General features: G+C 60.7%; 16 protein-coding genes, 1 tRNA gene and 2 pseudogenes. 17 read left to right on the top strand and 2 right to left on the bottom strand.

Annotated elements, in window-relative coordinates; all coding sequences use genetic code 11:
• From VIW95_RS01335 to VIW95_RS01345, 3 genes and pseudogenes are all read left to right on the top strand, one after another.
• Positions 1-670: pseudogene (locus VIW95_RS01335) on the top strand (hypothetical protein); the annotation flags it as partial.
• 9 nt (positions 671-679) lie between these two features.
• On the top strand, positions 680-1297 hold the full coding sequence (locus tag VIW95_RS01340; RefSeq protein WP_331583237.1) for a hypothetical protein: 618 nt from the start codon (positions 680-682) through the stop codon (positions 1295-1297).
• Between the two features lie 26 nt (positions 1298-1323).
• A complete protein-coding gene (locus tag VIW95_RS01345) occupies positions 1324-1614 on the top strand; it encodes a hypothetical protein (protein WP_331583239.1) in 291 nt (96 codons plus the stop codon).
• A gap of 28 nt (positions 1615-1642) precedes the next feature.
• Here the strand turns inward: VIW95_RS01345 and aroC are convergent, their stop codons facing one another.
• Entirely contained in the window at positions 1643-2812 is a 1170-nt protein-coding gene (gene aroC / locus VIW95_RS01350) for a chorismate synthase (protein WP_331583241.1), read from the bottom strand.
• A 56-nt stretch (positions 2813-2868) separates the two neighbouring features.
• Here aroC and priA point away from each other — a divergent pair, with 56 nt between their 5' ends.
• From priA to VIW95_RS01420, 14 genes and pseudogenes are all read left to right on the top strand, one after another.
• Positions 2869-5412, top strand: coding sequence for a replication restart helicase PriA (gene priA / locus VIW95_RS01355; RefSeq protein WP_331583243.1), 2544 nt, complete (start codon positions 2869-2871; stop codon positions 5410-5412).
• 12 nt (positions 5413-5424) lie between these two features.
• Complete coding sequence (locus tag VIW95_RS01360) at positions 5425-6369, top strand: alpha/beta hydrolase (protein WP_331583245.1); 945 nt, start codon at positions 5425-5427, stop codon at positions 6367-6369.
• A gap of 17 nt (positions 6370-6386) precedes the next feature.
• Positions 6387-6929: a peptide deformylase gene (def, locus tag VIW95_RS01365; RefSeq protein ID WP_331583247.1), complete on the top strand. Its 543-nt coding sequence runs from the start codon at positions 6387-6389 to the stop codon at positions 6927-6929.
• 19 nt (positions 6930-6948) lie between these two features.
• The gene (gene fmt / locus VIW95_RS01370; protein WP_331583269.1) at positions 6949-7875 is read left to right on the top strand and encodes a methionyl-tRNA formyltransferase; all 927 of its coding nucleotides are present in this window, start codon (positions 6949-6951) and stop codon (positions 7873-7875) included.
• The gene (rsmB, locus tag VIW95_RS01375) at positions 7875-9236 is read left to right on the top strand and encodes a 16S rRNA (cytosine(967)-C(5))-methyltransferase RsmB (protein ID WP_331583249.1); all 1362 of its coding nucleotides are present in this window, start codon (positions 7875-7877) and stop codon (positions 9234-9236) included. The genes fmt and rsmB overlap by 1 nt, the downstream gene beginning before the upstream one ends.
• Positions 9237-9336: 100 nt before the next feature.
• Entirely contained in the window at positions 9337-9918 is a 582-nt protein-coding gene (locus tag VIW95_RS01380; protein ID WP_331583251.1) for a septal ring lytic transglycosylase RlpA family protein, read from the top strand.
• Positions 9919-9946: 28 nt separating this feature from the next.
• Complete coding sequence (locus VIW95_RS01385) at positions 9947-10498, top strand: DinB family protein (RefSeq protein WP_331583253.1); 552 nt, start codon at positions 9947-9949, stop codon at positions 10496-10498.
• Positions 10499-10510: 12 nt separating this feature from the next.
• Positions 10511-11188 carry a ribulose-phosphate 3-epimerase gene (rpe, locus tag VIW95_RS01390; RefSeq protein ID WP_331583255.1) on the top strand — a complete coding sequence of 226 codons (678 nt, stop codon included), beginning with the start codon at positions 10511-10513 and terminating at the stop codon, positions 11186-11188.
• The gene (locus VIW95_RS01395; protein WP_331583257.1) at positions 11185-11505 is read left to right on the top strand and encodes a hypothetical protein; all 321 of its coding nucleotides are present in this window, start codon (positions 11185-11187) and stop codon (positions 11503-11505) included. The genes rpe and VIW95_RS01395 overlap by 4 nt, the downstream gene beginning before the upstream one ends.
• A gap of 134 nt (positions 11506-11639) precedes the next feature.
• Positions 11640-11714, top strand: a tRNA-Pro gene (locus VIW95_RS01400).
• Positions 11715-11756: 42 nt separating this feature from the next.
• Positions 11757-12365, top strand: coding sequence for a glycerol-3-phosphate 1-O-acyltransferase PlsY (plsY, locus tag VIW95_RS01405; protein WP_331583259.1), 609 nt, complete (start codon positions 11757-11759; stop codon positions 12363-12365).
• A 202-nt stretch (positions 12366-12567) separates the two neighbouring features.
• Positions 12568-12966 carry a nuclear transport factor 2 family protein gene (locus VIW95_RS01410; protein ID WP_331583261.1) on the top strand — a complete coding sequence of 133 codons (399 nt, stop codon included), beginning with the start codon at positions 12568-12570 and terminating at the stop codon, positions 12964-12966.
• Between the two features lie 130 nt (positions 12967-13096).
• Positions 13097-13288: pseudogene (locus VIW95_RS01415) on the top strand (P-II family nitrogen regulator); the annotation flags it as partial.
• 36 nt (positions 13289-13324) lie between these two features.
• Positions 13325-13663: a P-II family nitrogen regulator gene (locus tag VIW95_RS01420; RefSeq protein ID WP_331583265.1), complete on the top strand. Its 339-nt coding sequence runs from the start codon at positions 13325-13327 to the stop codon at positions 13661-13663.
• A 103-nt stretch (positions 13664-13766) separates the two neighbouring features.
• Here the strand turns inward: VIW95_RS01420 and VIW95_RS01425 are convergent.
• Positions 13767-14637 (bottom strand): acyl-CoA dehydrogenase family protein (locus tag VIW95_RS01425; RefSeq protein ID WP_331583267.1); only part of this gene is annotated, 871 nt, incomplete at its 5' end.

A 14637-nucleotide genomic window follows, 5' to 3' on the forward strand; every position in this document is an offset into this window, starting at 1 on the left:
GCCAAATATGTCTGACGAAGATGTCTTAGACATTTTCTCTCGCTTAAATTCGTATGCGGTAAATCTCAACGAGCAGGAAAAGTTGAATGCCAATCATTTTGGTCCCTTCAAGATTCTAGCTGACGACATCGGCTTCAAGTACAGCAGCTATTTGGTGAAGCAACGTGTACTTACTGCAAAACAGATTCTGCGAATGAAGGAAGTCGCCTTGGTCGCTGATTTGCTGATCGCCATGCGCGAGGGAATAAGGTCTAAAAAGCAGATCAAGAAATTCTATGACGAGTATGAAAAAGCGTTCGCTGGAAGTCCCGTTTTGCTGAAGGCGCGCTTCGACCGAATTATCGCCAAGATCGACGAGATTTTTCCGAATGGATTAACTCAGACTGAATTCAAACGACCGATTTTGTTCTACTCGCTATTTACGACTGTCGCGCATTGCTTGTTCCGCGTGCCCAAACTCAATGCTCCGAGAAAATCGCTGGCGAAATCAGTGGTTGAAGAGACGCGAGCAGGTCTAGAGCGGGTCCGCGAGCTATTTAAGGTTTCGCCCGAAAACTTAAACTCGCTTACGGAATTGGAGCGCCGGTTCTTAACTGATTGCAGACGTGCGACGACTGACCAAATAGTCAGAGAGCGAAGAACAAGATTCCTACTTGGTCTAGTTCGATAGGATCAAATCGTGTCGCTTGCCAAAGTACTCGGCGACTTCAAAGCCGATGTTGCGCAATGCGGTACTTTGATTCTGCACGTCCAGCAAAAGGATGCTCGGGGCAAATCTATTTTGCCGCTGATTGATCAAAAACAAGTCGTCGTTGCTTCTTTCCTGAACATGTCAATCGCTTGGGAGAATTTCCTCGGGAATTCGCTTTCCGAATTCATGGTTGGTAGCAAGACTCTTCGCGGAAAGAAACCGGTCCGATACGTTGCGCCTACAAGTCGGGCCAAGGCGCGAGAGATGATTTTGGCTGGTCGAAGGTATTTCGATTATCTGGACGTTAATTTGGTCCGAACGGTTTGCCAAATGTACTTCCGTACTGGCTACCCTTACTACAGCCCTATCAGCGGAAGTTTCTTGCAACTTAGCGACCTTAAAACCATGCGAAATTTTGCCGCACACGTCACCTCGACAACAAGAGCTAGCCTATCATCGGTGACGCAACGGGTGTTTTCTGCTCCGCAACCTGGGATGGACTTATACAAGTTCCTGATCGCGAGCGATCCGGCTTCAACTGGTACGATTTTTCTTTCGTATCAAAGCAGACTGATCGTTACCGCCGAGCTTATCGCTAACGGCTAAGCGCGCTTAGGGCGAGGCTTTTTAGTTTGTTCCTCTATCGCCTCGTGTCGTTCGATCAAGGGAGCCATCAACTTTTTCAGCTTGGCGATATCGGCGTGGCGCAAGAGTTCTCTCAGCCGATCGTCTTCGGCGCGGGTTTTTGCGGTGATAGATTTGCGAGATCTTCGAGAAACTCCGCTTCGTCGCTCAAGCTCTGGCTCAATGCGATCTATCTCATGTCCTCGACGCGATGCGGAATCAGCGCCAAGCTGATCGAACGCGAAATTCGACGTACTGCCGTCAAGCAGATACTTACTTACGCAACTCCCGCTAACTAGGATACTACCCTCGGAGCACGCCGCGGTTTCAGTAGTTGCGGACCTGTTCCAGGAAGCCTTTGAAATTGCGTGTAATCTCGGTCAGTGAATCGCCGCCGAACTTTTCCAGGAATGCCGCCGCCAGCTCAAACGCCACCACCGATTCCGCGATAACCGCGGCGGCCGGAATCGCGCAGACGTCGGACCGCTCGATCGCGCCCACCGCTTCCGCCTTGGTTTTGATATCGACCGATCGCAGCGGACGCATCAACGTCGACAGCGGTTTGAACGCCACTCGCACCCGCAGCGGCTCGCCCGTGCTCATCCCGCCCTCGGTGCCCCCGGAATTGTTGGAGTGCCGTGTGAAGCGATGGCCCGCGGCGTCGTAGCCGATTTCGTCGTGCAGCTCGGATCCGCGAATCCGTCCCGCCGTGAATCCCAGGCCGAGCTCGACGCCCTTGGCCGCCTGCAGGCTCAGCAGCGCGAACGCAAGCCGTCCGTCGAGCTTGCGATCCCATTGCACGTGACTGCCGAGCCCGACCGGCAACCCGGTAGCGACGACCTCGACGATGCCGCCGAGGGTGTCGCCGGTCTTTTTGCACGCGTCGATCTCGGCGATTATTTTGCTTTCAGCTTCGGGATCCGCGACGCGCACTTGCGACGCTTCGGTAATCCGCCGCAGCTCCGCGATGCTTAACTCAGGATGCGTCTTCGCCTCGGTCGCGCCGATACTCGCGACGTAGCCCAGCACGTCGATTCCGAACGGCGTGAGAATCTGCTTCGCCAGCCCGCCGATCGCCACCCGCGCAGTGGTCTCGCGCGCCGACGCCCGTTCGAGCACGTCGCGAATATCTTCGAGATTGTATTTGAGCACTCCGGCAAGGTCGGCGTGCCCGGGCCGCGCGCGCGTGACGACTTCCGCCGCTCCCCGGTCGCCCGGATCGGCCGACATCTTCTTGACCCAGTTCTTGAAATCGCGATTTTCGATGATGAAGGTGATCGGACTGCCGAGCGATTTGCCGAAGCGGATGCCCGAGACCGGCCTCACTTCGTCCTTCTCGATCAACATCCGCCCGCCGCGCCCGTAACCCTTCTGGCGGCGTGCGAGGTCGGCGTTGATCGCGGCCACGTCGATGTCGAATCCGGCGGGCACGCCTTCGACCGTCGCGACCAGCTCGGGTCCGTGCGATTCACCGGCAGTCAGAAATCGAAGCGTCATAACCAGATTTAACCGGATTGGACGCGCCCGCGAAAGCGGTACGCGGATCGGGCAAAATGGCACGGCGACTCGCCGCATCGCTCGCGCGCGGTGTAAGTTGCTTGGCAGCAGAGACAGTCGAGATGCAGGCCAACATTGTGATCGTCGGGGCGACGCGCGGATTCGAAACGCTGACGTATTCGATTCCACCTGCTCTCAACGGACTCATCCAGCCTGGCCATCGCGTTCTCGCGCCGCTGCGCTCGCGCAAGGTCACGGGCGTCGTGACCGAGATCGGCGAACGACTTTCGACCGGCGAGCTGAAGCCCATCCTCGAAGTGCTCGAGCCGCGGCCGCTGTTCGATCGCCCGCATCTGCAACTGATGGAATTTCTCGCGTCTTACTACATGGTCTCGATTGCCGACGCTTACCGCAGCGTGATTCCCGCGGTCGCGCGGGTCGAATCGCGGATGGCGTACAGTCTCGCGACGCCGCCGGACGCGCTCGCCCGCGCGGCATTCACCCGCGTCGAGCGCGCGCTCCTCGAATCGATCGCGAAGCGCCCACAAACCACGCGCCAGCTCGAGAAAGTCGGACCCCCCAGCGAAGTGCGCGCCGCGCTCGCGCGCTTCACCGCCGACGGCATCATCGAGACCCGCGCCAACACCACCGGAAGGCATCGCGACACAGCAGACTTGCTCGCGCGCCTCGTCACCGGCGCAAGCATCGAGAACGTTCGCGGGCCGAAACAACGCGAAGTGCTGAATTCGATAGTCAGCGCCGGCGAAACCGGTGTGCTAGTCAAAGATTTGACTAGGAGAATAACGGGCGCAAACGCAACGTTGAAAAGCCTGGCGCGTCGCGGTCTGGTCGCGCTCGATGCCGCTCCCGCTTCAACCTATGAAGGCGTTGAATCGGAGTTCGATCTCACCGATGAGCAGCAAGTCGCGCTCGATGCGATCTCACCGGCAATCGAACATCGCCGCTACGAAGCATTTCTGCTGTGGGGCGTTACCGCCAGCGGCAAGACCGAGATTTATCTGAAGCTGGCCGCGCGCGCGCTCGCGGCCGGGCGCAACGTTCTGATCATGGTGCCCGAAATAGCGCTCGCCGACGAAATCGTGCGCTCGTTCCGCGCGCGCTTCGGCTCGCTGGTCGGCATCGCGCACAGCGCGCAGAGCGTGTCAGAGCGATGGGCGAGCTGGATGGCTGCGCTCGGCGGGCAGGCGCGCGTGATGATCGGTCCGCGCTCGGTGATCTTCGCGCCGATGCATGACGCCGGGTTGATCGTCGTCGATGAGGAGCACGACGCGTCGTACAAAAGCGAGGAAGGGATCTACTATCACGCGCGCGACCTCGCGGTTGCGCTCGCGGGTTTCTCGAAATGCCCGGTCGTGCTCGGTTCGGCGACGCCCTCGAGCGAGTCGTACGCGAATGCGCGCCGCGGACGCTACCGATTGCTGCGGCTGTTGCGGCGGATCAACGATCGCGCGATGGCGTCCGTCGAAATCGTCGACATGCGGCGCGAAATCTCCGACGCGCGCAAGCTTGCGGCGGCCAGGGATACAAACGGCGCAGGACCGGCAGAATCGAAATCGCAAGCGGCGGAAGTTCCGGACGCGGTGCCGCTCTCGACGACGCTGGCCGCGGCGCTCCGCGAAAATCTCGCGTCGCGCGGCCAGAGCATGGTGTTCCTCAACCGCCGCGGCTTTCACAATTTTCTGCAATGCCACATCTGCGGCAACGTGATCGCGTGCCCGAACTGCAGTGTCAGCATGACTTTTCACATGCGCGACCGTTCTCTCCGATGCCACTACTGCGGTAATCATACTGCCGCGCCCGATACCTGCCCCGAATGCAAAGGCTACGGGCTCAAGGGGCAGGGCTTCGGCACCGAGCGGCTCACGCAGACGCTGGCCGAGCTGATGCCGGCGGCGCGCATCGAAAGAATGGACTCCGACACGAGCAGCGTGCGCGGCGCGCGCGCGCGGATGCTGGCCGAGCTTCGCGCCGGCGAGATCGATGTCCTGGTCGGCACCCAGATGATCACCAAGGGTTTCGATTTTCCCGGCGTCACGCTGGCCGCAGTGGTGAACGCCGACATGGCTCTGAACATGCCCGACTTTCGGTCCGCCGAGCGCACGTTTCAGTTGCTGACGCAGATCGCGGGACGCGCCGGACGCGGCGAGCGCCCGGGCCGCGTGATCATCCAGACCTTCGCGCCCAATCACTACGGCATCCGCGCCGCCAAGGATAAGGACTACGCGCGCTTCATGCGGCGCGAACTGGAATTGCGCCGCGACCTTATGTATCCGCCGTTTGCGCGCCTCGCGATGTTGCGAATCGAAGGCGCCGAGCCGCAACTCGTCCGGCGCATGGCCGAGGCGGTCGCGAAATCTCTGGCGAAGCACTCGACGCCGGAGGGAATCCGCGTACTCGGTCCCGCGCCTGCGCCAATCGAACGAATCAAGCAGCGCTACCGGTGGCAGGTGATGCTAAAGTCGCGCGAGCTGAAACCGATGCGTGCGGCGATTGCGACGATGCGCGCGGAAGTCGGCCCGTCGGCGGAACGCGACGACATATACCTTGCGATCGACATCGATCCGGTAAGGATGCTGTGAGCAGTGAACAAAATGAACGAGACCAACGAACATCACCCGGTGCATCATGTGCCGCGCGCGCGTCACGCCTTCGACGTGAAGATGCACGACGGCGCGACCATCCACATTCGTCAGCACGGTACCCCGGGAGCGCCGCGCCTCGTGCTGAGTCACGGCAACGGGCTCGCGATCGACGGCTACTTTCCGTTCTGGGGTCCGCTGCGTGAGCGCTACGAGGTGATCGTCTTCGATTTCCGCAATCACGGGCACAATCCGCTGCACACGGCCGAAGGGCATACGTGGCAGAACTTTGTTGCCGACCTGGACGTGGTCTGGCACGCGATCAATCGCGAGCTTGGCGCGAAGCCGGCCGCCGGGCTGTTTCATTCGTTGTCGGGAGTCACGGCTGCGATGCATGCGCACAAGTACGGTCGTCGCTTCGACGCGCTGGTGTTGTTCGATCCGCCGGTTTATCCGCGCGAAGGCCATCCGATCCAATACACTCAGCAATCCGACAAGGAGTCGCTCGCCTCGCGCGCGGCGCGGCGTCCGGAGCGCTACCAGGATCCGATGGAACTCGCGAAGCAGTTCAGCCGGCGCTTCAAACGATGGGTGCCCGACGCGTACGAGCTGATGGCGCGCGCGACGCTGCGACACGATCGCGCGAGCGGCGAATGGATTCTCGCGTGTCCGCGGGAATACGAAGCGCAGGTTTTTTCCAGCGGCGCGAATCCCGACCTGTGGCCGCAGATGGCGCATTGCCCGGTGCCGGTGAAACTCGTGTGCGGCGATCCTACGCTCGACGAAGTGATGCCGCCGGCGCTGATCGGCCGCGCGATGGCCGAAGAACTCCGGTTGCCGTACGAAGCCATCCCCGGCACAACGCATTTTCTACAAATCGAGCGTCCCGCCGAATGTATCCGCGCAGTCGAATCGTTTCTTGCGCCGCTCGGACTCGCCGCGCCAGCCAGCCTTTGATAGATTCGTAAACACAGATGGCGCTCCTGAAAATTCGCAAATTCCCCGACGATTCGCTGAAGGAGCCGGCCGCTCCGGTCAAGAATATCAACGGCAACGTCGAAGGACTGATCGACAGCATGGTGCAGACGATGTACGCCGCGCCCGGCGTTGGTCTCGCCGCGCCGCAGGTCGGAGAATCGAAACGGATAATTGTGCTCGACACCGATCACGAAAATCCCGGCAAGCGTCTGCTGAAGCTGATCAACCCCAAGGTAGTCGAGGCCGAGGGCAAGATCGTTTGGGAAGAGGGATGCCTCTCGGTGATCGATTACACGGCCGACGTTGAACGCGCGGCGCACGTGCTGGTGCGCGCGTGGACGCCCGACGAGAAAGAGATCGAGATCGAAGCCGACGAGCTGCTCGCGGTCGCGCTGCAACACGAGATCGATCACCTGGATGGCAAGCTGTTTATCGACCGCATCAGCCGAATCAAGCGCGAACTCTACAAGCGCAAACTGAAAAAGCTAATCAAGGAGGGCAAGGCCGACAGCGTGCGTCCCTCCTCGGTGCGGATCTAAAATCGCCGAGCCACTAAAGATTGTTTTCATGGGCACTCCCGCCCTGGCTGCCCACATCCTCGAGCGGCTAGTGAGGGCTTCAGGAGCCAACTTCAGAGTCGTTGGGGCCGTCACGCGTCCCGATCAGCCGCGCGGGCGCGGACTCGGCACGGGGCCGAGCGAAGTCGGTGCGGTGGCGGCGAGTCATAGGATTCCGACGCTGAAGCCGTCGAAGATTCGGACGCCGGAATTCCTGAACGAGCTGAAATCGTTCGAGCCCGATCTTCTGGTCGTGGCGGCGTACGGACGAATTCTTCCGAATTCGATTCTCGACGTTCCACGCATCGCGCCGATGAATGTGCATGCGTCGCTGCTGCCGCGACATCGTGGCGCCGCGCCGGTCGAGGGCGCAATCCTGGTGGGTGACGCCGAGACCGGCGTCACCATCATGCGAATCGTCGAGGAGATGGACGCCGGTCCGATGTATTTCCAGCGCAAGATTCCGATCGAGCCGACAGACACGCAAGCAACGTTGAAAGAAAAACTCGCAGAGCTTGGTGCGGTTGCGATTCTCGACGCGATCGATCTCGCCGCACGCGGCGCACTGATCGAAACGCCGCAGGACGAGACGCTGGCGACCTACACCTCGCAGGTTGAAAAAAAGGACGCGGTAATCGACTGGACTGCCAGCGCCACGCAGATCGAGCGCATGACGCGCGCTTACGATCCGTGGCCGATTGCGCGCACGCGGTTGGGCGGCGACGACGTTCTAATTTGGCGCGCAGCAGTCGAAGACGGCTCCAACAGTTCTCCCGGCACGATCGTCAGCGTGAAGCCGGCCTCGGTGGTCCAATGCGGAACCGGACGACTCAGATTGATCGAAGTACAGGCGGCGGGGCGAAAGAGAATGCCGGCAGTTGATTTCCTTCGCGGCAAACGGGTGGACGCCGGAGCGCGATTCGACTGATGAGCGAACATGTTGTCAGAGCGGGAGATCAGGGACTCGCCTCCAGGATCGCGGCGGCCGACATTTTGTTCCGCGTCGATAGGGAATCCGCATACGCCGACGTTTTGCTTGGCGCCCACTTGCCGGACTTTGCGCCGGCTGATCGGCGGCTCATCACGCGGCTGGTGCTTGGAACGATCGCGTGGCAAGGACGCCTCGACTACGAGCTAAAGCAGCTGACCCGGCGCGAGCTTATCGCGATTCAGCCGGTTGCGCTCGAGATTTTGCGGATGGGGCTGTTTCAGCTCCGCTTCCTCGATCGAATTCCCCAGCACGCTGTGGTTGATACCGCCGTGAGTATTGCCAAACGAAATGTTCAGGCCCGCAGAGCAGCCGGATTTGTCAACGCCGTGATGCGCCGCGCGACGCGCGAGACGGCGCCGATGCCGCCGCGCGAGCGCAATGAAAAAAGTTTTCTTGCGATTGCCTATTCGCATCCGCGCTGGTTGGTCGAGCGGTTCGTCGATTGGTTCGGCCTCGCGAACGCCGAGCGCCTGATGACGGCGAACAACAACGCTGCGCCCAATGTCCTCAGGCTGAATCTTGCGCGCGGTGCTCGTGCGGAAATAATCGAGAAGCTCAGCGCCGACGGTTTCGAGATTGGCGCGGACGGTCGCGCGCCCGAAACGATTGTGCTGAAGAGCGCGCCGCGCTTCGAGTCGCGCGCGTATCGCGACGGCCTGTTCCACGCGCAATCGGAGACGTCGCAGATTGTCGCGCGAATGCTCGCGCCGCGCGCGGGCGCGACGGTCGTCGATTGTGCGGCGGCGCCGGGCGGCAAAGCGACGCATCTGGCGGAGATGATTGGCGAGCACGGTCGAGTGATCGCGATGGACCTCAATTTCAACGGACTGAAAAACGCGCGCGACCTCGCGCGACGATTGCGCCATCGCAATATCGAATTCGTTTGCGCCGACCTGACCGCTGCAGCGCCGCTTGCGCCGTTGAGTGTCGATTACGTGCTCCTCGACGCGCCGTGCACCGGACTCGGCACCTTGCGGGAGCATCCCGAGATCAAGTGGCGGATGAAGCCGACCGACCCCGCGCGCATGGCGGCGATCCAATCACGAATGCTCGAGCACGCGGCGACGCTGGTGCGTTCGGGAGGTGCGATCGTGTACTCGGTTTGCAGTATCGCGCCCGACGAGGGTGAATGCGTGGTCGATGGATTTCTCGCGCGCCACGACGATTTCGAAATCGATCGCGCCGTAGCGGGTCGAGACGAGTTTAGAGGTGTTATCGACGCTCGTGGATTTATAAAGACGCGCCCCGACGTCGGCGGACTCGACGGATTCTTTGCCGCACGCTTGATTCGGCGCTAGGGTTGAAATACTTGGTGTCCCTGTGGACCACCGCTTGATTCATTTCGCACCGCGTTCAGTTCGGCCCATACTGGCATTCCTGGTTTGCGCTCTCGCATTCATGCTCGCCGGATGTTCTTCGCAAAATTTTACGCCCGCGTCGGCGCCCGCCGCGAGCTACTACGCGCCGCCACCGCAAAATTATCGCGCCTCGCACACCGAAGTCGCTTCATGGTATGGGCCCGGCTTCGCGGGACATCGCACCAGCACTGGCGAGGTGTACAATCCCGAAGGTCTCACCGCAGCGTCGCCAACGCTGCCACTGGGCTCGCACGTGCGCGTAGTGAATCCCGATACCGGCAGGTCGGTGGTGGTGCGAATCAACGATCGCGGACCATTTGTGCATGGGCGCTCGCTTGACCTGTCGCATGGCGCGGCTCGCCAAATCGGTCTCACCGCAAAGGGCGTCGGCAGAGTGCAGGTGACGCCGACCGCAACCAGCACGCCATCGGCAACCTGGAATACTTCGGACTACGCTGAAAATTCATTCACCGCCGCGCCCCGCCATGTGAGTTACGTGTCATATCGGACACGCGCTACGCCGGTCAGGGTCGGACGGCGTCGCTATCATTCGTACTCATCGCGGCGAACGGTCTCGAATCCTATCGGCACATGGCTCGCGAGCGCTCTTCCTCGATTCTGAGGACCGCGCGCTGATTCCCACTGAGCCGATGGCGACGAACCTGATTGCTCAGTTCAGAACGATGGCGCAGTACAACACGTGGATGAACCGCAGCATCTACGATACCTGCGCGGCGCTTAGCGACGAGGAACGCCAGCGTGACCTTCACGCGTTCTTCGGCTCCATTCATCTCACGCTGAACCATCTGCTGCTTACGGACCGAGTGCAGATGGGACGGTTCGTCGGCACGGCTCGAATGCAATCGCTCGACGGGGCCGGACGCGCGATCGAAATTCGTTCACTCGATCAGGAACTCTACGCAGATTTCGCGACACTGCGCCGCGAGCGCGAGAAAACTGATGCCACGATCGAGGCCTGGACATCGTCAGACGAAATCACCGCCGAGTTCCTTGAGCGCGACATGGTTTACGACGCGATGTCCGTGGCCGGCCGCTATCGAGTGCCGATGTGGCTCGCGGTGACGCATTTTTTCAACCATCAGACACACCATCGCGGACAAATCACGACCCTGCTGAGTCAACTCGGCCGCGACGCGGGAGTAACCGACCTGATGGCGTTGCACCGGCTGAAGATCGACTAGTAATCTTCGCACGTGAATCACGCTGACAAGATTGCCCCTTCGATTCTGTCTGCTGACTTCGCGCGGCTCGGCGATGAGATTCGCGCGGTCGAAAAGGCCGGCGCCGACATGATTCATTTCGACGTGATGGACGGACACTTCGTCCCCAATCTCTCGATTGGAATCCCGGTGCTCGAGTCGGTGCGCAAGGTGACGAAGCTGCCGCTCGACGCGCACCTGATGATTTCCGAGCCGGCTCGCTACATCGAGGCGTTTGTGAAGGCGGGCGCCAATTCAATCTCGGTGCATTGCGAGGTCTGCCCCGACATCCCCGCGATGGCGAAGCGGATCCACGACCTCGGCGCGCGCGCGTCGATCGGCATCAATCCCGAGACCGATGCAGACAAGGTGCTGCCATTCGCCGAGCATCTCGACATGATTCTCGTGATGAGCGTGCATCCGGGCTTCGGTGGCCAGGAGTTTATTCCGGCCGCACTCGACAAGCTGCGCTACATCCGTCGCGAGTTGAAACGTCGCGGCCTCAGCATCGACGTCGAGATCGACGGTGGCGTGAAGCTCGACAATATCGCGGACGTCAAGGCGGCAGGCGCCAACGTCTTCGTGTCAGGCTCAGGAATCTTCGCGAAGCCAGATTACAAGAAAATCATGGGCGAGATGCGCGATCTGATCGCGCAGACGCATCAGCCATGAAGCCTCGCCACGTTGCCGCTTTCTCGCTGGCGCTGCTGGCCGCATGCGCCGGACCGTCCGTAAAGGCGGCTCAGTCGACCGGCTGGAAAATCATGCAACCGCCACAGATCAACGGAAACCTGGATCAAACCGCGCCGCTCTCCAAATGGGTTGTCGCTCCTGCGGATATAGACGTGTATCCGACTCAGAAAGAGTGCGAACAAATGATCGAAAACTGGCGGGAAGGATCACGTCGCGAGGACTTTCAACAGGCTGCCAAGATTGATGACATGTTGCGTTGCGTTTCGATAAACGATCTGAGTCTCAAGGGAAACTAAGAGACTCCCGGTTTGAAATTCAGACACTCTGCGTCAAACTAGGCCAGTACCGGGCATTCCGGCGGACTCGCGCGCTATCGCCTCCAATGCTATAACCACTCGTCTGTACTTTCCCGATTACCCGCAACCGGAGACGGGGTGTAGCTCAGCCTGGCCAGAGCACTGCGTTCGGGACGCAGGAGTCGCTGGTTCAAATCCAGTCACCCCGATTTTTTCAGTGAATTGCCCTCCGGGGGCCGGTCAGCACAAACGTGATTACTGAAACACTGCTGATTCTCACCGCTTACCTGATCGGCTCGATTCCGACCGGCGTGATCGTTGGACATATCCGCGGCTTCGATCCGCGCGCGGTCGGCAGTGGCAATATCGGGGCGTCCAACGTGGTGCGCGCGGGCGGCCCCGGTGCTGCGCTGATGACGCTGGTCGGCGACGCGCTGAAGGGCGCTATTCCCGTGATCATCGCTCGCGCTGCAGGGTTTCCAGTCACGACTATCGCGTGGGTTGGTCTTGCCACGTTTGTCGGCGCGATTTGCTCGGTGTTTCTTTTCTTTCAAGGGGGCAAGGGCATCGCTGCCGCGCTTGGAATCTGGCTCGCAATCTCGCCGATGGTGATCCTGTTCGCGCTTGCCACGTTCGCCGTGGTGGTTGCGATCAGCCGAATCACGTCGCTGGCCTCGATCGCTGCGGCGATTGTGTTGCCGCCGGCCGTCGCGATTCTCGGGCTGCCTCATCAGTATTTGCTGCTTGCGATCCTGATGACGGCGCTCGCCCTGTTTCGCCATCGCGAGAATATCCAGCGCCTGTCGCGCGGCGAGGAGCCGAAGTTCCAGCTCAAGCGAAGCGACAGCGCCGCATCCTAGCAGAGTGCCTGCCGATTAATCGGACGCCCGTCAGTTAAGCATCCCGCAAGCCTACCCTGAGAAAAATTGTGATGCGGCAACGCGTATCGCGAAGGCCCCTGCCTGTTGGCATCGCGCTTGCGTTCTACGCTTGCGCCAGATGTTGGCGCAATCCCGCTGGATGGACTAGGAATCTGTCTGTAGCAATCGAGGAGACAGGCTTATGACCTCAGCGGAAAAAAAGGAATTGGCCACGGAATTTCTCAGCGAGTTTGAAGATCCCGATCCCGTGCGGCTCGCCACCATGGTCGCCAACGACTTCGAGTGGAAGGTCATGACCAGGATGCCCGGCATGGCTCCAGTCAAGGGCCACGAAGGAATAAAGACTCTCGCCAAGGGGATCAAGACGATGATGCCCGGCGGTCTCGGCCTCAGAATCGACACCGTAATTTGCGAGGGCGACCGCTGTGCCGTACAGGCGGAATCGAACACCACCGCGATGAACGGCAAGAAATACAACAATCGCTACCACTTCGACATCCGCTTCGACGGCGACAAGATTGCCGAGGTGCGCGAGTATTGCGACACCAATCACGCCCGGGAGGTTTTCTTCAGCAAGTAGGCGCCAGTGAAAGCGGGAACCGTCGCGGCGCGCCCTAAACGGGGGTCTTGAACCTGCGCCATCCGAAGAGAATTGTTATTGGGGATGGAAGCCCGGGCCGGCATTAGCCCGCGCGACCGAGAGCAGACTTATGAAGAAGATTGAGGCAATCATCAAGCCGCTCAAGCTCGACGAGGTCAGAGAGGCGCTGTCGAGTATCGGTGTGCAGAGTCTCGCGGTCAGCGAAGTGAAGGGATTCGGCCGTCCCAAGGTAAAGCTCGCGATAATTGTTTCGGACGAGCTGGTGGCGCAGGCCGTCGAGACGATCGAGAGCGCGGCGCGCGCGCGGCCAGTCTGAGAAAGGACCGAGAGGAGACTTATGAAGAAGGTTGAGGCGATCATCAAACCGTTCAAGCTCGACGAGGTCAAAGAGGCCCTGTCGAGTATCGGTGTGCAGGGTCTCACGGTCAGCGAGGTCAAAGGATTCGGCCGTCAGAAGGGGCATACCGAGCTGTACCGCGGCGCCGAGTACGTCGTGGACTTTCTGCCCAAGGTCAAGCTGGAGATAATCGTCTCGGACGAGCTGGCGGCGCAGGTCGTCGAGACCATCGAGCGCGCGGCGCGAACCGGCAGAATCGGCGACGGCAAAATCTTCGTCATGCAGATGGAAGAGGTCGTGCGTATCCGCACCGGCGAGCGCGGCGTCAACGCACTGTAATAATTCTGTGCTATACCCGTCGCGGAAGTCGCGCTGCGCGAATTTCGCGTCTTCGTCTTTCACTGGGTGCAGGGGTCACCCCTGCCGCCCACCGCGCAGGTGATTATTTTCCGTTCCTCCTGATGCCGCGGCCGAAGTCCCACTTGCGCCCCTTTTTGAACTCGCTCACGATTCGCCGCGATACCACCATCCGATGCACTTCGTCGGGCCCATCGTAGATTCTCGCGAAGCGTGCGTGACGGTACATCCGCGCCAGCGGCGTGTCCTCTGACACGCCCATCGCGCCGTGCACCTGGATTGCGCGATCGATAACGTCGTGCAGCACCTTCGCGCCGAAGAATTTGATCAGTGAAATCTCGACGCGCGCCTCGTCGCCGGCGTCGATCTTCGCCGCCGCGTTCAGCGTGAGCAATCGCGCCGCCTGGATCTCGGCGGCGGAATCGGCAATCCAGTTCTGAATCGTCTGCTTGTCCGACAGCGGACCGCCGAACGCCTGGCGATTGATCGCCCGATCGATCATCAGCTCGAACGCGCGCTGCGCCTGCCCCAGCCATCGCATGCAATGGTAGATGCGCCCCGGGCCGAGCCGCTTCTGCGCGATCGTGAACGCCTGTCCGCGCGGCCCGAGCAGGTTCGTCAGCGGCACGCGCACGTCGGTGTATTTTATCTCGCAGTGCCCGCCCGACGTCTCGCCCATCACGGGCACGATGCGCACGATCTGATAGCCCTTGGTGTCGGTCGGGACGACGATCATGCTGAAGCGTTCGTGCGCAGCCGCGTCCGGCTCCGTCACGCACATCACGGTCGAGAACGCAGCCACGTTGGCGCCGCTGGTGAACCACTTGTGGCCGTTGATTACCCATTCGTCGCCGTCCTGCACGGCGCGCGTCCGCAATCCCGTCGGATCGGCGCCCGAGACTTCCGGTTCCGTCATCGAGAAGCTCGGATAGATGTCGCCGTTGACCAGCGGCGCG

Origin of the sequence: Binatus sp. (SeqCode) (assembly GCF_036522015.1) — a bacterium.
Classification (GTDB): Bacteria; Desulfobacterota; Binatia; order Binatales; family Binataceae; genus Binatus.